This window comes from Streptomyces sp. NPDC047061, from assembly GCF_040643955.1.
Lineage (GTDB): Bacteria > Actinomycetota > Actinomycetes > Streptomycetales > Streptomycetaceae > Streptomyces.
On the sequence record NZ_JBEYVI010000024.1, the window covers coordinates 106,768 to 132,055 of the forward strand.

A 25,288-nucleotide genomic window follows, 5' to 3' on the forward strand; every position below is an offset into this window, starting at 1 on the left:
CCACTTCTGATCGTAGGAACCTCCAATGTCGACCCCGGCTTCCACTCAGGCCCCCGCCCCCGAACAGCCGGGTGCGACCCCCGCGTACGGCGCGCTGGATCGTTACTTCAAGATCTCCGAGCGGGGCAGCACCCTCGCCCGCGAGGTGCGCGGCGGCTTCGCCACCTTCTTCGCGATGGCGTACATCATCGTGCTGAACCCGATCATCCTCGGCAGCGCGAAGGACATGTACGGTCACCAGCTCGACCACGGTCAGCTGGTCACCGCCACGGTGATCACGGCCGCCTTCACGACGCTGCTGATGGGCGTCATCGGCAACGTCCCGATCGCCCTCGCCGCCGGTCTCGGCGTGAACTCCGTCGTCGCGCTCCAGCTGGCGCCCCGGATGTCGTGGCCGGACGCCATGGGCATGGTGGTGCTGGCCGGTGTCATCGTGATGCTGCTGGTCGCCAGCGGACTGCGCGAGCGCGTCATGAACGCGGTGCCCTACAGCCTGCGCAAGGCGATCTCGATCGGTATCGGCCTGTTCATCATGCTGATCGGCCTGGTGGACTCCGGCTTCGTCACCCGTATCCCGGACGCCGCCCAGACCACCGTCCCGCTCCAGCTCGGCGCCGACGGTCACCTCAACGGCTGGCCGGTGCTCGTCTTCGTGCTCGGCGCGCTGCTCACCCTCGCGCTGATCGTCCGCAAGGTCTCCGGCGCGATCCTGATCTCGATCGTCGCGATGACCGTGCTGGCGCTGGTCATCAACGCCGTCGCGCACGTGACGACCTGGGGCCTGACCGTCCCGAAGTGGCCCGGCAACCCCGTCGCCACCCCGGACTTCGGCCTGCTCGGCAAGGTCAGCCTGTTCGGCGGCTTCGGCAAGGTCGGCGTGCTGACCGGCATCCTCTTCGTCTTCACGGTCCTGCTGTCCTGCTTCTTCGACGCCATGGGCACGATCATGGGCGTCAGCGACGAGGCCAAGCTGACCGACGCCCAGGGCTACATGCCGGGCATCAACAAGGTCCTGTTCATCGACGGTGTCGCGGTCGCCGTCGGCGGTGCCAGCTCCTCCTCCGCCACCACCTGCTTCGTGGAGTCGACGGCGGGTGTCGGCGAGGGCGCCCGCACCGGCTTCGCCAACGTCGTCACCGGCGGGCTCTTCACCCTCGCGCTGTTCCTGACCCCCGTCGCCACGATGGTCCCCTCCCAGGCGGCCACCCCGGCGCTGCTCGCGGTCGGCTTCCTGATCCTGGCCGGTTCCGTCAAGGAGATCGACTGGGCCGACTACACCCTGGCGATCCCGGCCTTCGTGACCATGGTGATGATGCCGTTCACCTACTCGATCACGAACGGCATCGGCATGGGCTTCATCACCTTCGTGGTGATGCGCCTGGCCGTCGGCCGGGGCAGGGAGATCCCGGTCGCGATGTACGTGGTCGCGGCGGTGTTCGCCTTCTACTACCTGATGCCGGCCCTCGGCCTCACGTGACCCGCACGGGGCGCGCCGGTCGCGTGAGGCCGGCGGGCCCCGTTCAGGAGACGAAGTCGCTCTTGTAGAAGACGCTCGCGTCCAGGGTGTCCGGATCGGTGCTCGTGGTCTTCGACGAGAAGCCGAAGGCCAGCCGCGGTGCCCCGGAGACCATCCAGATCGCCGTGCCCTGGGGCTCACGCCCCGGCAGGGAGGCCCCGGCGGTCGTCTGGAACTTGTCGTAGTACGAACCGCCCGTGTCGTTCAGGTCGAGCGTGACCAGGTACGAGGGGCCGCCGGGGCCGCCGTACAGGAGATAGGCGTACTGCCCGCACAGGGTGATTCCCTGGAACAGGTCGTCGTCGGTGAGGCCGAGCTCGTCGTTGTTGGGGATGGCCCGTTCGACGAGCCGGTAGCCGTCGCTGAGGCGCCCCGCGACCGCGTCCGCCATGTCGAAGACGGCCAGGCGCCACACCCGGGAGGCGGAGTCGCTGGTCGCGTAGCGGATCAGCAGCCGGTTGGTGTACGGGTCGATCGCCGGCCGGGGCAGCTTGACGAAGCTGGAGATGGTCGGGGTGCGGTCGTAGATCGTGATGCTGGGGTTGAAGTACTCGAGGGTCAGTCCGTCCGTGAACCGGAAGCGGGACAGCTTCTCGCCGGCTCCGTTGTCGTCGGAGTCGCTGCCCTCGATCCACAGGTACGGCGTCGAGCCCGAACCCACCGGCTCCACGCCCATCGAGGAGCCGTGGCCGAACCCCTGGACGGCCATCGTGCCGAGGACGTTGCCCGAGAGGTCGGTCTGGGAGATCCACAGGTCGCCGTTGTGCCCGGCGCTGTCGCCGATGCGGTGCTGGGCGAAGTAGATACGGCCGTTGACGTTGTCGTATGCGAAGGACTGCATCGCCCAGTACGGCTGGTGGAGGGTGGCGCGCCAGACCGGGTTGCCGCCGTCGCCGGACAGGACGAAGTGCTTCGAGGCCGCGACGGAGGCCTGGGCGGTGCCCGCCGCCACCAGTGGCGCCGCCGCGCCGACCGTGGCCGCGCCGACGAGTCCGGCGCCGGTGCGCAGCAACTGGCGTCTGCTCGGGTCCCGCTGTTGCCTGACGGACATTCCGTCGTCCATGGGTGGTAGCCCCCCTGTTGTTGCCGGGCGGGCGCCCGGCACGAGGGGTTAACGCTAGACGAACGGGAGTTGACGTCGCATCAGTGTTCGTCGAAAACCTGTCGGGTCCGGACCGGCCTGGATCCGTCAGGTCTGTCGGGTCTCTCAGGTGACCCCGTAGAACCTCTCCGTCTCCTCGACGGCGGCCGAGAACCGCTCGTCGAAGTCGTCCCGGACGAGCGTCCGGATCACGTAGTCCTGGACGCTCATCCCCCTCTTCGCCGCATGGCACCGGAGCCGGTCGAGCAGCTCCTTGTCTATCCGCAGACTGAGCACACTGGTCCCCATGGATACGAGGGCGCCACATCCGCGCGCCCGATGCGTCACTTTCCGGATCCAGCTCACTCGTAAGGGTGACTAGGTGGTTCAGTGGCCGAGGTCACGGGCATATCGGCGTGTCCGAGTGGTCTTTAGGTAGAGTAATGAGTTACTCTAAAGAACATGCCGGACCTTACCCATGGCGACGACGCGGCCGCCGTGAACTCACTCCGCTCCGCCGTGATGCGACTCTCGCGACGGCTCAAGCACCAGCGGGTCGACGAGTCACTGAGCCCCACCGAGATGTCGGTGCTGGGCACCCTCTCCAACTGCGGCCAGGCCACCCCCGGTGAGCTGGCCCGCAAGGAGCACGTCCAGCCGCCCTCGATGACCCGCATCGTGGCGCTGCTGGAGGCCAAGGGGCTGGTCCGGCTGGAGCCGCATCCCGAGGACCGGCGCCAGAAGGTCGTCACCAGGACCGAACAGGCCGAGGCGATGCTCGAGGAGAGCCGCGCCAAGCGCAACGCGTTCCTGGCCGGCCTGGTCGACGGCCTCGACGAGGACGAGTGGGCGAAGCTCCGCGCCGCCGCCCCCGTGCTGGAGAAGCTCGCACACCTCTAGGACCCCGAGAGAAGGAGGAGGCGAATCCGTTTGAGTACGGGACCCGGAACACCTTCCGCCCCCGCACCGACCGCCCCTACCACCCCCGCAGCCCGCGGCTCCTCGATGTTCAGCTCGCTGAAGGTCAGGAACTACCGGCTGTTCTTCGCCGGCCAGGTCGTCTCGAACATCGGCACCTGGATGCAGCGCATCGCGCAGGACTGGCTGGTCCTCAGCCTCACCGGCTCGGCGACCGCCGTAGGCGTCACCACCGCCCTCCAGTTCCTGCCGATGCTGCTCTTCGGCCTCTACGGCGGGGTCCTGGTCGACCGCCTCAACAAGCGGCGGGCCCTCCTCGTCACCCAGACCTCCATGGCCCTCACCGGCATCGCGCTCGCGCTGCTGACCCTCTCCGGCCATGTCCAGGTCTGGCACGTCTACCTCGCCGCCTTCGTGGTCGGCCTCGCCACGGTCGTCGACAACCCGGCCCGCCAGTCCTTCGTCTCCGAGATGGTCGGCCCGGACCAGCTGCAGAACGCGGTCAGCCTGAACTCCGCGAACTTCCAGTCCGCCCGCCTGGTCGGCCCGGCCGTCGCCGGCGTCATGATCACCGGCGTGGGCACCGGCTGGGCGTTCCTCTTCAACGGCCTGTCCTTCGTCGCCCCCCTCGTCGGCCTGCTGCTCATGCGCGCGCGTGACCTGCACGTCGTCGAGCGCGCGCCGAGAGGAAAGGGCCAGCTGCGGGAGGGCCTGCGCTATGTCGCCGGGCGCCCGGACCTGACCTGGACCATCATCCTGATCGGGTTCATCGGCACCTTCGGCTTCAACTTCCCCGTCTACCTCTCCGCCTTCGCGGACGACGTCTTCCACGCCGGCGCCGGCTCCTACAGCCTCTTCAACACCCTGATGGCGGTCGGCTCGCTGGCCGGCGCCCTGCTCGCGGCCAGACGCGGCACGGCCAGGCTGCGGGTGATGCTCGCGGCGGCGGTGGCCTTCGGCGGGGTGGAGCTGGTGGCCGCGACCGCCCCCTCCCTCTGGCTCTTCTCCCTGCTCATGGTGCCGATCGGCATGTTCGGCATGACCGTCAACGTCACCGCCAACACCACCGTCCAGATGGGCACCGACCCGGCCATGCGGGGGCGGGTGATGGCCCTCTACATGATGGTGTTCATGGGCGGCTCGCCCATCGGCGCGCCCATAGCCGGCTGGATCACGGACGCGTACGGCGTCCGGGCGGGCCTGGCGGTGGGCGGCGCCATCGCGGCCGCGGCCGCCGTGGTGATCGGCCTGGTCCTGGCCCGGGTCGGCAACCTCCGCCTGTCGGTCGGCTGGCACGGCGGCCACCCGCGGGTGCGGTTCGTGCCGAGAAAGCCGGCCGAGCAGCAGGAACAGCTGGCACCGGTGGCGTGAGAGCCGCCTGAGGCAGCTACGGACGGCCACTGGCCCGGAGGCGGACGCGGACTACAGCCTCCGGGCCAGTACCTGTCCGGGCCAGCTGTCGTCGCCCGCGACGGCGACGGTGAAGGACTCGGTCGGGGTGAAGCCGTTGCTCTCGTAGAAGGCGACCAGCTTGCGGTCGTCGCCCGCGTAGCAGTCGACGCGGAGCAGCGAGATCCCGGCCCGGCGGGTCTCCGCGGCCGCGTGGGCGAGCAGCGCGGCGCCGACGCCGGTGCCCTTGAACCGGCGGTCCGAGGCCAGGATCTGGATGTACCGCTCGGGCTCGTCGGCGGGCGCGAGGTAGGAGCCGGGCGCGTCGGTGAGGGTGAGGGTGGCGGCCGGGACCCCGTCGTACTCGGCGACGTAGGGGCTGCCCTCGGTGACGTACCGGGTGATCATCTCCACGGCCCTCGGGTTCTCCGACCAGGGCGTGGCCCCCCACTGCCGGGTCCGGCCCTGGGCCGCCAGCCACGCCACGGCGCTGTCGAACATTCCGAGGATCACCGGGATGTCGTCGGCACGGCCGTCCCGGATCCTGATCTTCCCGTTGCTCCCCGTGCTTTCCATGCTCCCCATGCTTCCCATGCAGCGATTCATGCCGTCCCGCGTTCCGCGCGCAACCGCGTTTTTGGCAGGGTTGCCCCATGAGACTCTTCGCAGCCGTGCTGCCCCCGCCGGAGGCGGTCGCCGAACTCGCCGCCGAGGTCGACAGGTTGAAGCGGCTGCCGGGCGCGGCGGCGCTGCGCTGGACCGGCCGCCCCGGCTGGCACTACACGCTCGCGTTCTACGGCGAGGTCGACGACGACGTCGTACCGGCCCTGTCGGAGCGCCTCGCCCGCGCGGCCCACCGCACCCCGCCCTTCGCGCTGGCCGTCGCGGGCGGCGGGCAGTTCGGACACGGCAGGGCCCTGTGGGCGGGTGCCGACGGCGACCTGGACACCCTCCGGCTGCTGGCCGACCGCGCGGAGGCGGCGGCCCGGAAGGCGGGCCTGCCGATGGGGGAGCACCGCCGCTACAAGGCCCACCTGACGGTGGCCCGCAGCCGGGACGCGGTGGCGGCAGGGCCGTACGTCGCGCTGCTCGCGGAGTTCGCCGGCCGGAGCTGGACGGTCGGGGAGCTGGCGCTGGTGCGAAGCAATCTGCCGGCGTCCGGGGTGCCGGGGGAGCAGCCGCGGTACGAGGTGGTCGACCGCTGGGGGCTCGGGGCGGCCGGTTAGGCTCGTTGCCGTGGACCCGAAGACCCGGAACCGGATCATGGCCGGTGCGCTTGTGTTGTTGTTCGTGGTGGTTGCTGTGGCCTCTGCGGTGAGGTGAGGGCCGGTCGGCCGGCCGGCTGGGGAACTGCGCCGCCGTTTTCGGCTGCGGGCCGTCTGTGGCTGGTCGCGCCCGCGGGGCGGTAGCCGCATATCGGCTACCGCCCCGCGCCCCTGACGGGGCGCCGACCCTGAGGTCGGTTACCAGGCGAAGGCCTCCGGGGACGGGCCCGGGCCCGGGAAGATCTCGTCCAGGCCGGCCAGGAGCTCCTCGCTCAGTTCCAGCTCCACGGCCCTCAGCGCCGACTCCAGCTGTTCGCCGGTGCGCGGGCCGACGATCGGGCCGGTCACTCCCGGACGCGTGAGCAGCCAGGCCAGGGCGGCATCGCCGGGCTCCACGCCGTGCTTGTCCAGGAGGTCCTCGTAGGCCTGGATCTGGGCGCGGATCGTGGTGTTGGCGAGGGCGTCGGCGGCCCGGCCACTGGCCCGGCGCCCGCCCTCGACCTCCTTCTTGATCACACCGCCGAGCAGCCCGCCGTGCAGCGGCGACCAGGGGATGACCCCGAGGCCGTACTCCTGCGCGGCCGGGATGACCTCCATCTCGGCGCGGCGCTCGGCGAGGTTGTAGAGGCACTGCTCGCTGACCAGCCCGATGGTCCCGCCGCGCCGGGCGGCGATCTCGTTGGCCTGGGCGATCTTGTAGCCGGGGAAGTTCGAGGACCCCACGTAGAGGATCTTGCCCTGCTGCACCAGCACGTCGATCGCCTGCCAGATCTCCTCGAAGGGAGTCCGCCGGTCGACGTGGTGGAACTGGTAGACGTCGATGTAGTCGGTCTGCAGCCGCTTGAGGCTGGCGTCGACCGCGCGCCGGATGTTCAGCGCGGAGAGCTTGTCGTGGTTGGGCCAGGCGTCGCCGTCGGCGGCCATGTTGCCGTACACCTTGGTGGCGAGCACGACCTTGTCGCGGTGGACGGGGCTCTTGGCGAACCAGTTGCCGATGATCTCCTCGGTCCGCCCCTTGTTCTCACCCCACCCGTACACGTTGGCGGTATCCAAAGATCAATTTTGACGCCATGATCCGAACCGCATACCGTCACCTCTTGTGCGCGATGCGTGACACAGGGGAGAGGGAGAACGAGCATGGCGAGAGTTCTGGGTGTGGTCCGTCTGTCGAGGGTGTCGGACGAGACCACATCACCGGAGCGTCAGCGTCGGTCCATCCAGCGATGGGCCGATCAGGAGGGGCACGTCGTCGTGGGGTGGGTCGAGGACATCGACGTGTCCGGCGGGGTCGAGCCGTGGAAGCGTCCGGAGTTCGGCAAGTGGCTTCCCTCGACCGTCGGGAAGGAGGTCAGCGCGATCGAGCATCGGATCGCGGTGGAGGAGTCGCGCGCCGACGAGTACGACATCATCTGCGCGCTGAAGATCGACCGTCTCTCGCGGCGTGTGCTCCACGTGCACACCCTCCTGGAGTGGTGCGAGAAGAACGGCAAGGAGGTCGCGACCGTCGAGGACGGGATCAACCTCAACACGCAGATGGGGAAGCTCCTCCTCAGTCTGATCGCGTCGTTCGCGGAAGGGGAGCTCGAAGCCATCAAGGCGCGGGCCAAGTCCTCGTACAACCACCTGGTGAAGGAGGGGCGCTGGCGCGGCGGCCGCACTCCGTACGGCTACCGGGAGGAGAAACAGGAGACCGGCGACGGATGGAAGCTCGTCCCGGACGACTACGGGACCGACACTGCCGGCACGCTCCGTGAGATCGTCCGCCGTCTCCTCACGGGCGAGTCGGCGAACAGCATCGCGCAGTGGCTCAACGAGGACGTGTCGAAGACCCCGACGTCACTCGACGCCCAGATGATCCGTAGCGGCAAGACCCCGAAGGGCAGCCGCTGGACCGCCGCGAACACGGCCAAGGTCGTACGTTCCCGCTGCATCCTGGGGCAGATGGAGGTGTCCGAGGAGGTGATGGTCGACGGGAAGAAGACGACACGACGCCGGGTCGTCCGGGACGCGGACGGCCAGCCCCTCCAGCGCGCGGAGCCTCTGATCACGCACGAGGAGTGGGAGCTGGCCAACAAGAAGCTGGACGAGAACACCAGCAAGCGCAACGGCAACCGCAAGGGTGGGTCGCCCTTGCTCCGGGTCGCATTCTGCACATGTGGGGAGCCGGCGTATCTCGGCCCCGGCCGTAACTGGCCCTACTACCGCTGCGCCTCCCGTACCACGCACAAGCCGTGTCCGACCGGGAGCAAGGGCATCGCGGCGCACACGCTGGAGGACGCTGTGGGAAGGGCGTTCCTCCTCGCTGCCGGGGACGTCGAGATCGTCCGGAAGGTCTTCCGGCCGGGCGTGGACTACACGCGCGACATCGAGGAAGTGAACCGCGCCCTGTCGGACCTCAGAGAGGACCGCGAGGCGGGCCTGTACTCCAGTGAGCTGGGCAAGCAGGAGTACCGAGAGGCGTACAAGCGGTTGGACGCTCGACGTGAACAGCTCATCGCGCAGCCCACGCGCCCGGACACCTGGGAGGAGATCCCGACAGGAGAGACCTACCGGGAACGGTGGAGCACGTTGTCGACCCAGCACGAAAAGGGCAGGGAGCTACGCGCCGCAGGGGTCAAGGCCGTCATCCATGCCGAGCCGATTCCCGGGATGACCGCCGCGCAGCTCACGGCTCCCGATGGCCATGACGGGATGTGGCAACACCCAGTCGGGAGGGTTCAGGTTCTGATCCCGATGGACTTCAAGCAGCGTCTGCGCAACATGGCGGCGGTCCACAGCGAAGGCTGACCGACAACTGCATGCCACGAGGAGGGCCCTGTGGTCGGGGCCCTCCTGCGCGTTTGTAAAATGCCCGGCAGGTCGCCGCCGTCGCTCCCGACTGCACGAGACCGAGTCCAGGCCCGAAGCCTTGGGCACCACCTGTGAAGCGCTGTGCCTTTCGCATGGCCACCCCCGCGAAGAAGGGAGACACATGTCCCGCCGTCCGGCGGGGGTCGCTGGCGCACCCGTGTGCGCCTCACAGGAAGGAGCCACAACCAGTGGCCATCAGCTTCGGTCATGACCGCCCGTGGGGCGGAGTCTCACAGCGCGAGTATCGGCGCATGGCGCAGGAACCCTGGCACCCGCTCGCCTACCGAGTGCACTTCGCTGCGCTGGGCTGGGCCGACCGCCAGGGTCATGCACCCTTCACCCCCGGGAGGTTGGCCACTCTGCTGGGCAAGGAGGGCAAGCCCCTGTCCGACCAGAGCACGACCAACGCGGTCAGCCGCGCCAAGAGGTTTGGGCTCGTCTCGCCCCGGTCAGGTGCCGCTTGTCTGGTCCTGCCCCCTCACCTCTTCCAGAAGGGGAAAGGTGCACCGGTACCGTGCCGCGTCCATCAAGACCGGTGACCACACATCGCAGGTGTAGCCAGCACACGCCGAACGTGTAGTGGCATGGGCAGTGACCTGCGGAAAGGTTCGCTCGCTCTCTCTTCCGTTACTCCTCCCAGTTGCGGCCCCGTAGGGGCCGACAGAAGGAAGCGGCTTCGCGTCTTGCGGCAAGCGGAGCGGGGGCGCGACAGCGCCACATGAGACAGGCGTCGGCGAAGTATTAGACAGCATGGGCGGCCGGATGGCCGCCACAGCCCGAAGCCTCTACGACAATGCGGCCCCGCAGGGGCCGACAGGAGCAAGCCCAAGGGGGCGCTGCCGCGCCCGCCCCACAGGCAAAGCCGTAACGCTTCGTTCCTTGCACTCCTTCGCCGTCGCCAAGGAGGCAGCACAAGCCCTTGACCAGGCGCTACGCCGCCGCCGTCTGAAGTACAGGCCACCCTGAAAGACCCTGAAATCGTGGCAGGATTTGAGCCGCCAACACATGGCGGTCGACCAAGCCTCCTCAAGGGGTCATCCCCCACCCCTTCGCCGTCGCCCTCATGCCGTTTCGGTTGGTGGCAGTGCGCGAGCCTTCGCGTTCCCTGTGCCGCCGCCATACGAAGGCTGGCGTGGCTAGGGCTGACGGCGTGCGAAGAGGACCGCACCTGGAACGCCCTCGTCGGGGGCGATCAGCATGTGGGCCTCGACGATGAACCCGGCATCGCGAAGCCAGGCCGCCACCTGGTCAGGCTGGCGGCGGTGAACGTGGACGTTCATCGGGTGGCCGCCGTAGCCCTGCGTCTTCAGCCTCGACCCGTCGCCGACGTGAAAGCCGAGCAGCAGTGGTCCGCCGGGACGCAATACGCGCCGGAAGTGGCCAAAGACCGTGGGCACTGCTTCGTCGGGGACGTGAATCAACGACCAAAAGGCGAGCAGGCCAACGACTGAAGCATCGGCGAGGTCGAGGTCGGTCATCGAGCCCACCTCGAACCGCAGGCGGGGGTGGTCATGCCGAGCCACGTCGATCATTACGGATGAAAGGTCGACGCCGAAAGCGTCCACGCCCAGATTGTGCAGGTGAGCGGTGACGTGTCCAGGTCCGCAGCCCACGTCCGCCACTGGCCCACCGCCGGCGGCGTGCACCAAGTCGGCGAACAGCGCCAGAGCCGCCCGAAGATACGGCGCCCCGGCCAGAGCCTCGCGTAGCTGGTCGGCATAGCTGACCGCGACCGTGTCGTAGGAGGTCCGGGTGTCTGCCAACCAGCGGTCCGCGTTCATGGCTCGACAGGGTAGTGCAGCGATCAGGATGACGAACCAGATCAACTGAGATCAATGACGAATGAGACCAGGTCACTTGAGACGGACACCGGATCCTTCGAGATGGGGCAGCAGCACTGACAGTCACGCAAGCGCAACGCTCGACCGTGGCGCAGCGTGACCGGTCACGGCCGTCCTGAAAACCAAGGTTTGCGAGACGGGATGGCAAGCGTCCCTGAAGGGGGTGTAGCGCTGTTCAAAACCCGTCTCGAAACTCCAGTCTCAGGCTTGACGTATTGAGATGAGTTCTGAGACGGTCCCGGCTGTGACGACGACCACGATCATCGGTCAGCTCATCGGTTACGTCCGCGTCTCCACCAATGACCAGGAAGCGCAGTTGCAGCGCGACGCACTGACGGCCGCAGGCTGCGCCCGGATCTTCGAGGACAAGACATCGGGCAAGAACACCAACCGGCCAGAGCTCACGGCCGCCCTGGACTACGTGAGACCCGGCGACACCCTGTGCGTGTGGAAGCTCGACCGCTTCGCCCGTTCCCTCATCGACCTTGTGACCATGGTCGACACCCTTCGGGAGCGGGGCATCGGGTTCAAGGTGCTCACGGGTGCACTGGCCAACATTGACCCTGGTACGGCAGACGGCCGTCTCATGCTTCAGGTGGTCGGGGCCATGGCGGAGTTCGAGCGCAGCCTCATCAAGGAGCGCACCCGCGCCGGACTCGACGCAGCCAAGGCGCAGGGGCGTACCGGTGGACGGCCGTCCGCCGTGAACGAGGACGCGCTGGCCGTGGCCCGCGCGAGGAAGGCGAAGGGAGAGAGCGTCAGTGCCATCGCCAAGGCTCTGGGCGTCTCCCGGGCCACGCTGTACCGGCACCTCGGAGACGACTCCTGACGGCGGAACCTGATGCCCTTGCCTGGAGCGGACTCGAAGCAGTTGGCTTGTGGCCCATGAAGTACACCCAGCTCGGACGCACCGGACTCAAGGTCAGCCGACTCGTTCTCGGCACGATGAACTTCGGTCCGCAGACAGACGAATCAACCAGCCACGGCATCATGGACGCCGCTCTCGACGCGGGTCTGAACTTTCTGGACACGGCCAACGTCTATGGGTGGGGTGAGAACAAGGGCCGCACCGAGGAGATCATCGGTACTTGGTTCGCCCAGGGTGGCGGGCGGCGCGACAAGGTCGTCCTCGCCACCAAGGTGTACGGGAACATGGCGGGCGACGGGGACGTCTGGCCCAACCACGACAAGCTCTCCGCGGTGAACATCCGCCGGGCCGTCGACGCCTCCCTCAAGCGGCTTCAGACGGACTACATCGACATCTACCAGTTCCATCACATCGACCGGGCGACGCCGTTCGAGGAGATCTGGCAGGCGATCGACGTCCTGGTCCAGCAGGGCAAGATCCTCTACGCGGGGTCGTCCAACTACCCCGGCTACAAGATCGCCCAGGCCAACGAGACCGCCGCCCGGCACGGCCGCATGGGCCTGGTCAGCGAGCAGTGCCTCTACAACCTCGCTGAGCGCCGCGCCGAGATGGAGGTCATCCCGGCCGCGCAGGACTACGGCCTCGGTGTCATCCCCTGGTCTCCGCTGCACGGAGGACTGCTCGGCGGCGTCCTCAAGAAGGAGGCCACACAGGGGCGCCGGGCGAGCGGCCGCGCTGCCGACGCGCTCAAGGACACCAAGACACGCGAGCAGATCCAGGCGTACGAGAACCTCCTCGACAAGCACGGCCTGGAGCCCGGTGAAGCGGCGCTCGCCTGGCTGCTGACCCGCCCCGGCGTCACCGGCCCGATCGTCGGCCCTCGCACGCAGGAGCAGCTGGACTCGGCGCTGCGCGCCCTGCAGCTGGTGCTGAGCGAGGAACTGCTGACGTCTCTGGACGAGATCTTCCCCGGTCCCGGACCGTCTCCCGAAGCCTTCGCATGGTGAGGTAGCGGGTCTGTGTCGGAGCCGTCGCCTTCTGCTTGCGTTCGAGGCGAGTTGGAGGCGGCGGCTTCGTCGTTTCCACTCGGGGTCCGCAGGAGCGGTGAGCGTCAGCGATGCGCTGCTGCGCCTGGCGTCAAAATCGCCGGTTGGCGGTGTCGAAGAAGTTGATGCCGGCGTCCAGCGCCGCGTCCATGATCGTGTGGCTGTCGGCCTCGTCGGTCTGCGGGCCGAAGTTCATGGTGCCGAGGACGAGTCGGCTGACCTTGAGTCCGGTACGTCCGAGCTGCGTGTACTTCATGGTCACCCAGCCAACGGCGTGGAGTGCGCTCTAAGCAAGGACTTCCGGTCGGTCGACCGGGGAGAGCCGGTCGGTCGAGCTAGTCGGTCGGGAACTCGTCGGTCTTGAGGACGAGGTCGACGACTGTGCCGGTCAGGTCGATGTCGGTGCCGAAGTCGACCCGTGTGGGCTCGTCGTAGTCGCCGTCCTTGGGGTCGGTGTAGACGTGGCAGCGCCCCTGGTAGGGGTCGGCGACGACATAGACGGGGACCTCGGCCTCCGCGTACGCGGTTCGCTTCGGGCCGTAGTCGTTGGCGGCCGTGCCCTTGGAGATCACCTCGGCGACGAACTGGACGTCCTGGTAGCGCCAGTGGCCCGTGCCGTCGGGCTTGGCCGAGTCTTTGAGCAGGGCCACGTCCGGGCAGAAGCCGTTCTCGTGGCCGGGGAAGTCGATGCGGACGTCAGAGAAGACCTTGGTCTTCCGGCCGAACCTGTCCTCCACGGACCAGAGGATCTGCCGGATGATCTGCCAATGCGTGTTCCGCTGCGGCACCATGAATACGTTGCCCCCGACGATCTCGACCCTGAATCCTTCGGGGACGGGCATCCGCTCAAGGCGCTCGAACCACTCGTCCAGGCGCTTGGTGTTGGCGTCGGCGTCGGCCATGTCGATCCGGTCCTCCAGGACGGTCATCGTGGCGCTCCTCCCCGGCCGCCCCACGGACGGGTGCGGCCGCGCGGTTCAACGATACGTACGGTGACCGGGCAGCGGCGGAATTCGGTCAATCCGATCCCGGCTCGTACTCCTGTCCGATTCCCCACCCCTGCCACATCGTCTCCGCGAACGCCTCCGCGATGCGGTGTTCGCCGTTCGCGTTCGGGTGGGTGCCGTCGTAGGTGTCCGTGTGGATGTCGTAGGACTCCGGCGGCGAGGCCATGAGGATCGGGGAGCGGGGCTCGTCCAGGTCGGCCGCGGCCTTGGCGAGGAGCTCGTTGAAGAGGGCCACCTGCTCCGCGAACGGGCCGTCCGAGGTGGCGCGGATGTTCGGGATCACCGGCAGCAGCACCATGCGGATGCCGGCCCTCGCCGCCCGCGCGTTCGCGACGAAGACGCGCATGTTCGCCGCCGTCTGCTCCGCGTTCGTGTAGAAGCCCAGGTCGATCAGGCCGAGGGAGACGAGGAGGACGTCGGCGCGGCAGGAGCGCACCGCCTCCCCGATCAGCGGCGCCATGTGCAGCCAGCCCTCGCCCCAGCCGGCCAGGTGGGCGCGGGGGAAGTCGGGATCGGCGTAGCCGTACGAGACGGGCGCCTCGGCCAGCTTGTCGTACAGCGTCTCGCGGGGCCCGACCAGGGTGAACGGGCCGCCGTACGTCTCGCACAGGTGCTGCCACATGCGGTACCGCCATGTGTGTTCGCCCGTGCTGCCGATGGTCATCGAGTCCCCGACGGGCATGAACCTGAGCATCCGCTCATGATGGACGATCAGAGGGAGAGGTGGGGTGTGAGGACCGACACGTCCCCCCGCGGCCGGACACAGTGCGGGATGGCAGGCTTGGGCCATGCGTCCACGATCGCTCGCCCTGCTCGCCGGTGTCCTGCTCACGGGTGCCCTCGCCGCCGCACCCGCCTCCGCCGCCGACGGCAGCGGCGACAAGGGGTTCACGATCACGGATCCGCGGATCAAGGAGTCCAGCGGTCTCGCCGCCTCGCACCTGCACCCCGGCATCTACTGGACCCACAACGACAGCGGCGACGGGCCGTACATCTACGCCGTCGACAGCGCGACCGGCAAGACCGTCGCGAGGATCACGCTCAGCGGTGTCGGCACACCCCGCGACGTCGAGGCCATCTCCATCGGCCCGGACAACCAGATCTACGTCGGCGACATCGGCGACAACCTTGACGGCAGCTGGGCGTACGTGTGGATCTACAAGCTGCCCGAGCCGAAGAAGCTCGTCGACCAGACCGTCCGGGCCACCCAGTACGTCGTCAAGTACTCCAACGGGGCGCGGAACGCCGAGTCGCTGATCGTCCACCCCAAGACCGGGCGGGTGTACATCATCGACAAGAAGGAGGACGGCGGGCATCTCTACGAGGGCCCGGCGACCCTCTCCCCGACGGGTACGAACATCTTCAGGCCCGTCGCCGCCGTCGACCTCTGGGCCACCGACGCCGCCTTCTCGCCCGACGGCGAGCAGCTCGCTGTACGCGGCTACTTCGGCGGCATCTACTACGACTGGAACGGCGGCGCGATCAAGCGCGAGGGGCGGCTCGACGTGCCGCTCCAGAAGCAGGGCGAGTCGCTCAGCTACTCCGCCGACGGGACGAAGCTGATGTACGGGAGCGAGGGCGCCGACAGCCCGGTGCAGGCCGAGGACGTGCCCGGGGGGTCGGGCAAGGCGTCGCCGTCGGGCGGCGGGAGTTCGGCGGCCGCGGGCAAGGACGACAGCGGGTCCGTGGGGGGCGGGGCCAAGGTCGGTGCCGTCGTCCTCGGGGTCGCCGCGCTCGCCCTCTTCGGGCTGCGGAGGCTGCGGCGCCCGACCGCACGCCGTCACTGACCCCTCCCCGTGCGTCACCCGTCCGGCTCACCGGCGCGGCGGCGGCACGCCGGTCCGTGCACGCTGGGAGACGTCCCGCGGGACGGGGGCGGCAACAGGCGATCGGGTCCCGCTTCACGGAAATGGGAGCACCCATGCGCCGCAACGTCCTGCGCCTGGCCGGGAACCTCTGCCTGCTCACGGCAGCCCTGGGCCTGACCGTCCCGGTGACCGCCGGCACCGCCACCGCCACCTCCGCCGAGCCCGCCCGGACGGTCCGGGCCGCCGCCCTTCCGCAGTTCCGCTCGATGAGCGTGCCGGTCGAAGGCGACTTCGCCCGCCCGAGCCCGAACGAGGCGGTTCACATCAAGGGCACCGTCGACGTCACCGTCATCACCCTCCCCAATGCGGCCGGCGGCGGCACCGCCCAGATCATCAGCAGCCTGAGCAACACCACCGCCACCGGCCTGACCAGCAACGGGAAGTACTACCTCGTCGGCGCCCAGCGGATCAACGCCCCCTTCTCGGCGGCGGAGACCACGACGCTCAACGTCAAGCCGACGTTCGTACTGGTCCCGCCCACGGGAGCGCCCAGCCGGGTCCAGCCCATCACGGTGACGGTCGTCGTCACCTCGACCGGCGTGATCAACTCCATCACCGCAGCGGTCGGCTGATCCCGCACTCCGCCCTGGGGCGGGGCGCCGACTCCTTCCATTGACATCCTCCCCGTCTTAAGAGAAGGGGATTCCAACCCGGGTGGGTTGAGGTTCACGGGCGCTCGAACGGCTGGTCGCCGCTGTCACCCCTCCGGCACCGGCGGCTCGCCGGGGGCGCGGGATTCCGCCCTGTCCTGCCGCGACGTTGATGCTCGCGTTCTCATCGGCGTTGCAGGTAAACCCGCAGGACACGCAGACGAAGTCGGCTTGGCTCTTGCGCGACTTCTTCTCGATCCACCCGCAGGCACTGCACCGCAGACTCGTGTAAGGCGCGGGAACGTCCTCGACCCGGCCGGGGGCCTTGTGCTCCGTGCGCCGCCTCAGCAGGCCCCAGCCCTGGGCGAGGATGCCCCGGTTCAGCCCGGCCTTCTGCCTGACCTTCTTGCCAGGCTGCTCCGCGGTTCCCTTCGCGGAGCGGGTCATGTTCTTGATGTCCAGCTTCTCGAACCGCACCAGGTCGTAGCTGCGGGCGAGCATGGTGCTGGTCTTCTCGCACCAGTCCTTGCGCCGGTTCACCTCACGGGTCTTGAGCCCGGCGACCTTCGCGTACGCGGCGGCCTTGCGAGCACTTCCCTTCGGGGCCCGGGCCGCGCGCCGCTCGTGCTTGCGGACCTGCGCGCGCTCCTTGACCGTGAGCTGCGGACAGTTCAGCTTCCGTCCGTCCGACAGGGCCGCCGTGATCCTCACGCCCCGGTCGATACCGATGACCTCGCCCGTACCGGGCTTCTCGACCGGCTCGGGGATGACCGCGAACGCGATATGCCACTGATCGTTGCGGCAGGTGACGCGAAACGTCTTCGCAGCGGGAAGCCCCGCGCCCTTGCCCTTGATACTGAGGCGGAAACGGACCCAGCCACAGCCGGGCACCTTGACCTGCGCCCACCGTCGGCTTAGCTTCCGTACGCACACGGAGCGGCCCATGACCTGCTTACCGGTCTTCTGGTTCAACTTCGGGCTGCCGTCCGGCTCGTACTCGGGTACGCGGTCGGTACCGATGACGCGGAAGCCCTCGTGCTCGTGCTTCCTGCGCCAGGTCGGCTCACCGAAGCCGGAGGTGAAACGGGCGTTCTTGGCTGTGGCGAAGTCCTTCAGGGCCTGCTGCCGCACGTCCGCGTTCCCGGCCGCCAGCCACTCGTTGTCCCGCCGGGCCTCGGTGAGCTGACGGCACTGCTCTGCGAAACCGGGCGCGGACCTGCGGCCCGGCCTCCAGTGCCCGTGCTGCTCGACGGCCAGATTCCAGACGTACCGTGCGTGCGCGCAGTGCAGGATCATCTGCTCCGCCTGCGCGGGCGTCGGGTACATCCGGAACCGTGACATGCCGCGAACCTAGCCCGCACGTTCCCCACCCGCGCACGCCATCGACCAACATCACCCGAGTGAGTGACAGCTCCCGCCAGCCGCCCCGACAAGCCACCAGCCACCCGATCTCACCCCCCCCATTACCACCGCCTGTGCATGGCCACCCTCGGCGTCATGGGCGTTGATGCTGAATCACCCTGACGGTGGTTCGGTTTCTTCTGCCCCGCTTGGCGGGAGCGGGCATCCACCCCGACCCCTAGGATCAGGCATCCTGCCCGAGAGCAAGGCGGAGCGGGGCGCAGCAGGTCAGGAGCATGTGGAACGCGTCGTACACGCAGAGCGGGGCGACCGTGACGGCGGTGCACGCCTCGTAGACGGTGCGATCCCGGTCGCGGGCTCGGCGAGCTTCGGCTTCGGGGGCGCTCCCGGGGGCGGGGGCGTGCCGGCGGTGACGTGCACGGCGGCGTGAGGCGGGGCGTGAGGGCGGGGTCGTCACCCGGGTGGCGGACCGGGGTGCCCGAAATACACGGCTCCGGGCGCCGGTGCCGCAGGCTGTTCCCGCCGGTCGTCGACAGGGGCGGCCGGACACCGCACCGCGACGGCTGATGGAGCTGACATGTCCCACGTGCCCGCCGACCTCCGCTACACCGACGACCACGAGTGGATCCGCACCGAGGCCGACGGCAGCATGACCGTCGGCATCACCGATCACGCCCAGAAGACCCTCGGCGACATCGTCTTCTTCGAGCTGCCCAAGGTCGGCACGAAGATCCAGGCAGGTGACGCCGTCGGCACGGTCGAGTCGGTCAAGGCGGCGTCCGACATCTACAGTCCGCTCGACGGCGAGGTCGTCGCGGTCAACGAGGAGGTCGCCGAAACCCCCGAGGAGGTCAACATGGACCCCTACGAGATGTGGCTCTTCAAGATCAAGCCCAAGAGCGGGGCGGCGTCCAACGGGCTGCTCGACGCCAAGGCGTACGCGAAGCTCGTCAACTAGGGCGGAACCCAGGGCGGAACGGCCGAGGGGCGCCCGGTGTGGGTACACCGGGCGCCCCTCGTCGTGGACCGCAGGCGGTCAGAGCTTCTCGATCACGTAGTCGACGCACTTCGTCAGCGCCTCGACGTCCGCCGGGTCGATCGCCGGGAACATCGCGACGCGCAGCTGGTTGCGGCCGAGCTTGCGGTAGGGCTCGGTGTCGACGATGCCGTTGGCGCGCAGCACCTTGGCGACGGCGGCCGCGTCGATCTCGTCGGCGAAGTCGATCGTGCCGATGACCTGCGAGCGCTTGGCCGGGTCGGCGACGAACGGGGTGGCGTACTTGCTCTCCTCCGCCCAGGTGTAGAGGCGGGTCGAGGAGTCCTTCGTACGGGCGGTGGAGAAGGCGAGGCCGCCCTGGCCGTTCAGCCACTCCAGCTGCTGGTTCAGCAGGAAGAGGGTGGCCAGGGCCGGGGTGTTGTACGTCTGGTTCTTGCGGGAGTTGTCGATCGCGGTGGGGAGCGAGAAGAACTCCGGGACGTGGCGGCCGGACGCGTGGATGCGCTCGGCGCGCTCGATCGCGGCCGGGGAGAAGACGCCGATCCACAGGCCGCCGTCGGAGGCGAAGGACTTCTGCGGGGCGAAGTAGTAGACGTCGGTCTCGGCGATGTCGACCGGGAGGCCGCCGGCGCCGGAGGTGGCGTCCACGAGGACCAGCGCGCCCTCGTCGGCGCCCGCGACCCGCCTGATCGGCATGGCGACGCCGGTCGAGGTCTCGTTGTGCGTGAACGCGTACACGTCGACGCCCGCCTCGGCCTGCGGCTCCGGGTGGGTGCCCGGGTCGGAGGCGATGACGGTGGGCTCGGCCAGCCACGGGGCGAGCTTGGCGGCCTTGGCGAACTTGGAGGAGAACTCGCCGAAGTTCAGGTGCTGCGACTTGTCGTCGATCAGGCCGTGGGTGGCGACGTCCCAGAAGGCGGTGGAGCCGCCGTTGCCGAGGACGACCTCGTAGCCCTCCGGGAGGGAGAACAGGGCGCTGATGCCCTCGCGGACCTGACCGACCAGGTTCTTCACCGGGGCCTGGCGGTGGGAGGTGCCCAGCAGGGAGGTACCGGTGGCGGCCAGCGCGTCCAGCGCTTCCGTCCGCACCTTGGAGGGGCCCGCGCCGAAGCGTCCGTCGGCGGGCTTGATGTCAGCGGGGATCTGGATGTCAGCCACGGGGTGAGGTTAGCCGGTGGAGGAAACCTGGGCGAAACCTCGTCCGTCGGGTGAGACGCGTGGGCGACCGCCGGAGCGGGTGCTACCGCGGGACGGGCTGCGGGACGTGCTGATTGAGTGGACGCATGTCGGAATTCTCGGAACTCGAGGCGGAACTGCGGAACGCCGTCCGGGGTGAGGTCGGCTTCGACGTCACGTCCCGGGCGCTGGTCACCATGGACGCGTCCAACTACCGGCGGGTTCCGGCGGGGGTGGTGGCCCCCCGGGACGCGGACGACGTGGCGGCCGTACTGGAGGTGTGCCGGACCCGTGGCGTCCCGGTGGTCGCCCGGGGCGGCGGTACCTCGATCGCGGGGCAGGCGACCGGCACGGGCGTGGTCCTGGACCTCACCCGGCACATGAACCGGCTCCTCGGCCTCGACCCGGCCACCCGTACGGCCGTCGTCCAGCCGGGCCTGGTCCTGGACCGCCTCCAGGAGGCCGCGGCCCCGCACGGCCTGCGCTTCGGCCCGGACCCCTCCACCCACGGCCGCTGCACGCTCGGCGGGATGATCGGCAACAACTCCTGCGGGTCGCACAGCGTGGCCTGGGGGACGACGGCGGACAGTGTGCACGAACTGGACGTGCTCACCGCGCGCGGCCGGCGGCTGCGCCTCGGGCGGGACTGGGCGGGCGCGCCCGACGGCCTGCGGGAACTGGTGGCGGGCGACCTGGCCCTGCTGCGCACCGGTTTCCCGGAGCTGCCCCGCCGTATCTCCGGCTACGCCCTGGACGCGCTGCTCCCCGAGAAGGGCGCGGACGTCGCCCGCTCCTTCTGCGGTTCGGAGGGCACGCTCGGGATCCTCACCGAGGCGACCGTACGGCTCGTGGAGTCGCCGCGCGCGCGTGCGCTGGCCGTGCTGGGGTACGCCGACGAGAGCGCGGCGGCGGAGGCGGCGGCGGGGCTGCTGCCGCACGGACCCCTCACCGTGGAGGGCATGGCGGCCGACCTGGTGCCGTCCGCCACCGGCCTTCCCCGGGGCGGTGCGTGGCTGTTCGTGGAGACCGGCGGGGAGTCGGCGGCGGAGGCACGGGCGCGTGCGGACGCGGTCGTGGCGGCGGCGGACGCCCTGGACGCGCTGGTCGTGACCGACGCGGCCGGGCAGCGCGCGCTGTGGCGCGTCCGCGAGGACGCGGCCGGTACGGCGACGCGGATGCCGGACGGCAGGGAGGCCTGGCCGGGGTGGGAGGACTGCGCGGTACCGCCGGCCCGCCTGGGCGCGTACCTGCGTGACTTCCGTGCCCTGCTGACCGCGCACGGCCTGCGCGGCACCCCCTACGGCCACTTCGGCGACGGCTGCGTCCACGTCCGTATCGACTTCGACCTGATGGGCGAGGCGGGCGTGGCCCGGTTCCGCCGCTTCTCGGAGGAGCTCGCGGACGTGGTGGTGGCGCACGGCGGGTCCCTGTCCGGGGAGCACGGGGACGGCCTGGCGCGGGCGGAACTCCTCCCGAGGATGTACGGCGACGAACTGGTGGCGCTCTTCGGGCGGGCGAAGGGGATCTGGGACCCCGACGACCTCCTCAACCCGGGCGTCCTGGTCAGGCCCGCTCCGCTGGACGCGAACCTCCGCTTCGCCGTCCTGCCCCGCGAGCCGGTCCCCGTGGCCTTCGGCTACCCCGCCGACGGCGGCGACTTCTCGGCGGCGGTCCGCCGCTGCGTGGGCGTGGCGAAGTGCCGGACGACCGGGCCGTCCGGCGCGTCCGTCATGTGCCCGTCCTTCCGGGTCACCGGCGAGGAGGAGCACTCCACCCGTGGCCGGGCCCGGCTGCTGCACGAGATGCTGGCGGGCGAGCTGGTGACGGACGGCTGGCGCTCGACGGAGGTCCGCGACGCCCTCGACCTCTGCCTGTCCTGCAAGGGCTGCCGGTCGGACTGCCCGGTCGGGGTGGACATGGCGACGTACAAGGCGGAGTTCCTGCACCAGCACTACGCGGGCCGGCGGCGCCCGGCGGCCCACTACAGCATGGGATGGCTGCCGAGGTGGCTGCGCCTGGTGGCCCGGACCCGCACGGCGGCGGCCGTCAACGCCCTCGCCTCCGTACGGCCGCTGGCGGCGCTCGCCAAGCGGCTCGGCGGCATCGCCCCCGAGCGGCGGATCCCGCGCCTGGCGGCCGAGCCCTTCAGCCGGTGGCAGCGGCGGCGGCAGCGCGGGCGGCTGCGGGGGTGGGCGGCCCAGGCGCGGGCGGGACGGCGGCCGGAACTCCCGGCGCGGCTGGCCTTCCTGTGGCCGGACACCTTCACGGAGTACCTGTCACCGGAGGTGGGCCGGGCGGCCGTACGGGTGCTGGAGGCGGCCGGAGTGGGGGTGGTGCCGCTGCCGACCCGGCGCTGGAGGGCACGGCGGTCGGACGACGGCGGACTGGAGGGTTTCGGCATGTCCGTCCTGAACCCGCGCCGGACCCGGGCCTGTTGCGGTCTCACCTACCTCTCGACGGGCCAACTGGACCGGGCACGGGCGGTGTTGCGGGAGACGCTGGACCTGCTGGAGCCGTTTCTGCTGCTGCCGTCGGACCCGGACCCGGATTCGGACCCCGATGTGGACTCGGACCCCGCCTTTGACCCGGACGGGGAGTTCCCGTTCCCGCCGCCGTTCGTCGTCCTGGAGCCCAGCTGTGCCGCCGCCCTCCGTGCCGACCTGCCGGAGCTGCTTCCGGACGATCCCCGGGCGGCCCGGCTCGCCGCGCGGGTGCTCACCTTCGCGGAGGCGCTGGAACGCCTGGCCCCCGACTGGGCGCCGCCCCGCCTGGACCGCCCGGTCACGGGGCAGACCCACTGCCACCAGCACGCGGTGCTCGGCGACACCCCGGACCGCCGCCTCCGCGAGGCCGCCGCCCTCACCGGCGACCTGGTCGGCGGCTGCTGCGGCCTGGCGGGCAACTTCGGCTTCGAGAAAGGCCACTTCGAGGTGTCGAAGGCCTGCGCGGAGGAACAGCTCCTGCCGGCGGTACGGGAGGCGGAGCCGGGCACGGTGGTCCTGGCCGACGGCTTCTCGTGCCGGACCCAGCTGGAGCAACTGGCCGGGGTGCACGCGAGACACCTGGCGGAGGTGCTGGCGGAGGTCCTGCCGAAGGGGCTGGAAGAGGAGGCGTGACGGCCGGCCGGGCGGCCGGGGCGGGACGGCCCGCCGTCGGTCAGATGATGAACGTGGGCTGCTCGGTGATGCGCAGGAGGCTGCGGCCGTAGATCTCGCGGCCGAGGTCGGGGTTGGCGACGCCGTGCCGGGAGGCGGTGCCGAGGTCGCGCCAGATGCGCTGGAGGGGGTTGGTCAGGGCGAAGGTGCTCGCGCCGGAGACGGAGACGAGGCGGTCCACGGCCTCGCGGGCGCGGACCGCGGCGACCCCGGTGTCCATGCGAATGCGGGCCCGCTGCTCGACCGTCAGTTGCCGGGCCCCGGCGGCGGCGTGGTCGAGGTCGTCGGCGGCCCGGTAGGCGTGCAACCGGGCGGTGTCGACGAGCGACGGCGAGCCGGACGCTCGGGGAGTCGGCCAGGCGCTCGTAGACGGTCAGGGACATGGGCTTGCGGGCCGCGGTGTCGAGGGTCAGTGTTACGCGACCTGCACTCCCGCTGGAGCTTCGCCTACACCTCGCCCACCGACTGCCGGGTGCTCCTCCTGCCCAGGGCCGGCCTGCTCGGCCAGCTGCGCCGGACCCGGCTGCCGGCCCTGACCGTCGCCCCCGCCACCGCTCCCGAGTCCCGGCTGCTGCTCGCCCATCTCGACACCGCCTGGGCCCTCTCGGAGCACCTCGGCCCGGCGGGCACCCATGCGGCGGGCGCGGCACTCTCCCTGCTGCTGACCGGGCTCATCGCCACCCACGCCCCCACCTCGGCCGCCGCCCCCACCTCGGCCCCCGCCGCCGCTCCCGCTCCTCCGCCGGCGCTGCGCGCCGCGGCCACGGCCTTCGCCGACCGGCGGCTGCGGGACCCCGGCCTCAGCCCCGCCGCCATCGCCGGTGCGCTGCACGTCTCCGTCCGCACCCTGCACCGCGCCTTCGCGGACGGCGAGAGCGTCATGGCCTACGTACGCCGGCGCCGTCTCGAAGGCGCCCGCCGGGAACTGGACCAGTCCGGGGGTGCGTACACCGTCGCCGGCGTCGCCGCCCGCCGGCAGTTCGCCGACCCCAGCCACTTCCGCCGCGCCTACCGCACCACGTACGGGCGGCCGCCCCGCCAGGGCCAGGCAGCGGACGCCTCCGCTGCCGACACGCCCTCACCCACCTGCGCGCCGAAACGATTCCCGGCGGGCCCGCGTCTGTTGTCCTTGATGTCGACGCCGATGTCGATGTCGATGTCGATGTTGACGCCGACGCCGACGTCGACGGTTTGGTCCCGTCCGCCGACCCGCCCAGGAGCACCGCCCATGACAGCAGCCCTCCGCCTCCGGCCCCTCTCCCGTGCCGAGCACCTCGCCTTCGTGGGCTCCCTGCCCTCCGTCAGCCATATGCAGGTGCCGTCGTGGGGGGACGTGAAGCCCGACTGGGAGGCGGAGAGCCTCGGGTGGATCGACGGGGAGGGGCAGGTCGTCGGGGCCGGGCTGGTGCTGTTGCGGGCGGTGCCCAGGGTGAAGCGGTGTCTGGCGTATCTGCCGGAGGGGCCCGCCATCGACTGGCACGACCCCGACCTCGGGCGGTGGCTCGATCCGCTGCTGGCGCACCTGAAGGGGCGCGGGGCGTTCACCGTGAAGATGGGGCCGCCGGTCGCCGTACGGCGGTGGAGCGCGGAGGCGGTGAAGGAGGCCATCGCCGATCCGGCCGTCCGGCGGCTGGGGGACGCGGAGCCGACGGCGTACGACGCCCGTGCCGCGGCCCTCGTCGAACGGCTGCGGCGGGCCGGGTGGCGGCAGGCGGAGCCGGGCGGGGAGGAGGGGTTCGCGGCCGGGCAGCCCCGGTACGTGTTCCAGGTGCCGTTCGCGGGGCGGTCGCTGGACGACATCCAGCGCGGGCTCAACCAGCAGTGGCGGCGCAACGTGAAGAAGGCGGAGAAGGAGGGCGTCAAGGTGGTGCGGGGCGGTTACGAGGACCTGCCCGCCTTCCACACCCTGTACACGGAGACCGCCGAGCGCGACCGTTTCATCGCGCGCCCCCTCTCCTACTTCCAGCGCATGTGGACCGCGCTCACCGCCGAACACCCCGACCGGATGCGCCTCTACCTCGCCCACCACGACGGCGACATCCTCGCCGCGGCCACCATGCTCACCGTCGGCGACCACGTCTGGTACTCCTACGGCGCCTCCACCAGCCGCAGGCGCGAGGTCCAGCCGAACAACGCCATGCAGTGGCGGATGATGTGCGATGCCCACGAACTCGGCGCCGCCGTCTACGACTTCAGGGGCATCACCGACACCCTGGAGGAGTCCGACCACCTGCTGGGGCTGCTCCGTTTCAAGGTGGGCGCGGGCGGGGAGGCCGTGGAGTACCCGGGCGAGTGGGACTTTCCGCTCAACAGGCTCCTCCACAAGGCGTTCGACCTGTACATGTCCCGCCGCTGAGGT

General features: G+C 70.2%; 21 protein-coding genes and 4 pseudogenes. 14 read left to right on the forward strand and 11 right to left on the reverse strand.

What is annotated here, in order from left to right:
• The first annotated feature begins 25 nt into the window (after positions 1-25).
• Positions 26-1,477: an NCS2 family permease gene (locus ABZ887_RS29975; RefSeq protein ID WP_361295714.1), complete on the forward strand. Its 1,452-nt coding sequence runs from the start codon at positions 26-28 to the stop codon at positions 1,475-1,477.
• Between the two features lie 43 nt (positions 1,478-1,520).
• Here ABZ887_RS29975 and ABZ887_RS29980 read toward each other — a convergent pair whose 3' ends face one another.
• Together ABZ887_RS29980 and ABZ887_RS29985 are read right to left on the reverse strand one after the other, a co-directional pair.
• Complete coding sequence (locus ABZ887_RS29980; protein WP_361295717.1) at positions 1,521-2,567, reverse strand: hypothetical protein; 1,047 nt, start codon at positions 2,565-2,567, stop codon at positions 1,521-1,523.
• Between the two features lie 156 nt (positions 2,568-2,723).
• A complete protein-coding gene (locus ABZ887_RS29985; RefSeq protein WP_089101887.1) occupies positions 2,724-2,906 on the reverse strand; it encodes a ribbon-helix-helix protein, CopG family in 183 nt (60 codons plus the stop codon).
• A gap of 153 nt (positions 2,907-3,059) precedes the next feature.
• Between ABZ887_RS29985 and ABZ887_RS29990 the strand changes: the two genes are divergently transcribed.
• Both ABZ887_RS29990 and ABZ887_RS29995 read left to right on the forward strand, forming a co-directional pair.
• Complete coding sequence (locus ABZ887_RS29990) at positions 3,060-3,497, forward strand: MarR family transcriptional regulator (RefSeq protein WP_189264283.1); 438 nt, start codon at positions 3,060-3,062, stop codon at positions 3,495-3,497.
• A gap of 30 nt (positions 3,498-3,527) precedes the next feature.
• Positions 3,528-4,886, forward strand: coding sequence for an MFS transporter (locus tag ABZ887_RS29995; protein WP_361295721.1), 1,359 nt, complete (start codon positions 3,528-3,530; stop codon positions 4,884-4,886).
• A 51-nt stretch (positions 4,887-4,937) separates the two neighbouring features.
• Here ABZ887_RS29995 and ABZ887_RS30000 read toward each other — a convergent pair whose 3' ends face one another.
• On the reverse strand, positions 4,938-5,480 hold the full coding sequence (locus tag ABZ887_RS30000; protein ID WP_361295724.1) for a GNAT family N-acetyltransferase: 543 nt from the start codon (positions 5,478-5,480) through the stop codon (positions 4,938-4,940).
• 77 nt (positions 5,481-5,557) lie between these two features.
• Between ABZ887_RS30000 and thpR the strand changes: the two genes are divergently transcribed.
• Positions 5,558-6,130, forward strand: coding sequence for an RNA 2',3'-cyclic phosphodiesterase (thpR, locus tag ABZ887_RS30005; protein WP_361295727.1), 573 nt, complete (start codon positions 5,558-5,560; stop codon positions 6,128-6,130).
• A gap of 237 nt (positions 6,131-6,367) precedes the next feature.
• Here thpR and ABZ887_RS30010 read toward each other — a convergent pair whose 3' ends face one another.
• A complete protein-coding gene (locus tag ABZ887_RS30010; protein ID WP_361295730.1) occupies positions 6,368-7,222 on the reverse strand; it encodes an aldo/keto reductase in 855 nt (284 codons plus the stop codon).
• Between the two features lie 84 nt (positions 7,223-7,306).
• On the opposite strand from ABZ887_RS30010, the gene ABZ887_RS30015 reads away from it, so the two are divergent.
• Entirely contained in the window at positions 7,307-8,956 is a 1,650-nt protein-coding gene (locus tag ABZ887_RS30015; RefSeq protein ID WP_361295733.1) for a recombinase family protein, read from the forward strand.
• A gap of 1,199 nt (positions 8,957-10,155) precedes the next feature.
• Here the strand turns inward: ABZ887_RS30015 and ABZ887_RS30020 are convergent.
• Positions 10,156-10,800, reverse strand: coding sequence for a class I SAM-dependent methyltransferase (locus ABZ887_RS30020; protein WP_361295736.1), 645 nt, complete (start codon positions 10,798-10,800; stop codon positions 10,156-10,158).
• A gap of 280 nt (positions 10,801-11,080) precedes the next feature.
• Between ABZ887_RS30020 and ABZ887_RS30025 the strand changes: the two genes are divergently transcribed.
• Together ABZ887_RS30025 and ABZ887_RS30030 are read left to right on the forward strand one after the other, a co-directional pair.
• Complete coding sequence (locus ABZ887_RS30025; RefSeq protein ID WP_361295739.1) at positions 11,081-11,689, forward strand: recombinase family protein; 609 nt, start codon at positions 11,081-11,083, stop codon at positions 11,687-11,689.
• Between the two features lie 56 nt (positions 11,690-11,745).
• On the forward strand, positions 11,746-12,735 hold the full coding sequence (locus ABZ887_RS30030) for an aldo/keto reductase (protein ID WP_361295742.1): 990 nt from the start codon (positions 11,746-11,748) through the stop codon (positions 12,733-12,735).
• 142 nt (positions 12,736-12,877) lie between these two features.
• On the opposite strand, the pseudogene ABZ887_RS30035 reads toward ABZ887_RS30030, so the two are convergent.
• The 3 genes and pseudogenes from ABZ887_RS30035 to ABZ887_RS30045 all read right to left on the reverse strand — a co-directional run.
• A pseudogene (locus ABZ887_RS30035) lies at positions 12,878-13,030 on the reverse strand (aldo/keto reductase); the annotation flags it as partial.
• A gap of 79 nt (positions 13,031-13,109) precedes the next feature.
• Positions 13,110-13,703, reverse strand: a complete 594-nt coding sequence (locus tag ABZ887_RS30040; RefSeq protein ID WP_361295745.1) for a Uma2 family endonuclease — start codon at positions 13,701-13,703, stop codon at positions 13,110-13,112.
• Between the two features lie 88 nt (positions 13,704-13,791).
• On the reverse strand, positions 13,792-14,475 hold the full coding sequence (locus ABZ887_RS30045; protein WP_361295748.1) for a GDSL-type esterase/lipase family protein: 684 nt from the start codon (positions 14,473-14,475) through the stop codon (positions 13,792-13,794).
• A gap of 94 nt (positions 14,476-14,569) precedes the next feature.
• Here ABZ887_RS30045 and ABZ887_RS30050 point away from each other — a divergent pair, with 94 nt between their 5' ends.
• Positions 14,570-15,568 (forward strand): WD40 repeat domain-containing protein, encoded by a 999-nt coding sequence (locus ABZ887_RS30050; RefSeq protein ID WP_361295751.1) that lies wholly within the window; start codon positions 14,570-14,572, stop codon positions 15,566-15,568.
• Between the two features lie 134 nt (positions 15,569-15,702).
• The gene (locus ABZ887_RS30055; RefSeq protein ID WP_361295754.1) at positions 15,703-16,221 is read left to right on the forward strand and encodes a hypothetical protein; all 519 of its coding nucleotides are present in this window, start codon (positions 15,703-15,705) and stop codon (positions 16,219-16,221) included.
• 57 nt (positions 16,222-16,278) lie between these two features.
• On the opposite strand, the gene ABZ887_RS30060 is transcribed toward ABZ887_RS30055, so the two are convergent.
• Complete coding sequence (locus tag ABZ887_RS30060) at positions 16,279-17,580, reverse strand: transposase (protein ID WP_361295757.1); 1,302 nt, start codon at positions 17,578-17,580, stop codon at positions 16,279-16,281.
• A 275-nt stretch (positions 17,581-17,855) separates the two neighbouring features.
• On the opposite strand from ABZ887_RS30060, the pseudogene ABZ887_RS30065 reads away from it, so the two are divergent.
• Both ABZ887_RS30065 and gcvH read left to right on the forward strand, forming a co-directional pair.
• A pseudogene (locus ABZ887_RS30065) lies at positions 17,856-18,031 on the forward strand (cellulose binding domain-containing protein); the annotation flags it as partial.
• A 147-nt stretch (positions 18,032-18,178) separates the two neighbouring features.
• A complete protein-coding gene (gene gcvH / locus ABZ887_RS30070) occupies positions 18,179-18,559 on the forward strand; it encodes a glycine cleavage system protein GcvH (protein WP_361295760.1) in 381 nt (126 codons plus the stop codon).
• A 78-nt stretch (positions 18,560-18,637) separates the two neighbouring features.
• On the opposite strand, the gene serC is transcribed toward gcvH, so the two are convergent.
• Positions 18,638-19,756, reverse strand: coding sequence for a phosphoserine transaminase (gene serC, locus ABZ887_RS30075; RefSeq protein WP_361295763.1), 1,119 nt, complete (start codon positions 19,754-19,756; stop codon positions 18,638-18,640).
• 125 nt (positions 19,757-19,881) lie between these two features.
• On the opposite strand from serC, the gene ABZ887_RS30080 reads away from it, so the two are divergent.
• Positions 19,882-22,890, forward strand: coding sequence for an FAD-binding and (Fe-S)-binding domain-containing protein (locus ABZ887_RS30080; RefSeq protein WP_361295767.1), 3,009 nt, complete (start codon positions 19,882-19,884; stop codon positions 22,888-22,890).
• Positions 22,891-22,930: 40 nt separating this feature from the next.
• On the opposite strand, the pseudogene ABZ887_RS30085 reads toward ABZ887_RS30080, so the two are convergent.
• Positions 22,931-23,239 (reverse strand): annotated as a pseudogene (locus ABZ887_RS30085) (oxidoreductase); the annotation flags it as partial.
• Positions 23,240-23,401: 162 nt separating this feature from the next.
• Between ABZ887_RS30085 and ABZ887_RS30090 the strand changes: the two are divergent.
• A pseudogene (locus ABZ887_RS30090) lies at positions 23,402-23,959 on the forward strand (helix-turn-helix domain-containing protein); the annotation flags it as partial.
• Between the two features lie 198 nt (positions 23,960-24,157).
• Positions 24,158-25,285, forward strand: coding sequence for a peptidoglycan bridge formation glycyltransferase FemA/FemB family protein (locus tag ABZ887_RS30095; RefSeq protein WP_361295885.1), 1,128 nt, complete (start codon positions 24,158-24,160; stop codon positions 25,283-25,285).
• Positions 25,286-25,288: the final 3 nt, after the last annotated feature.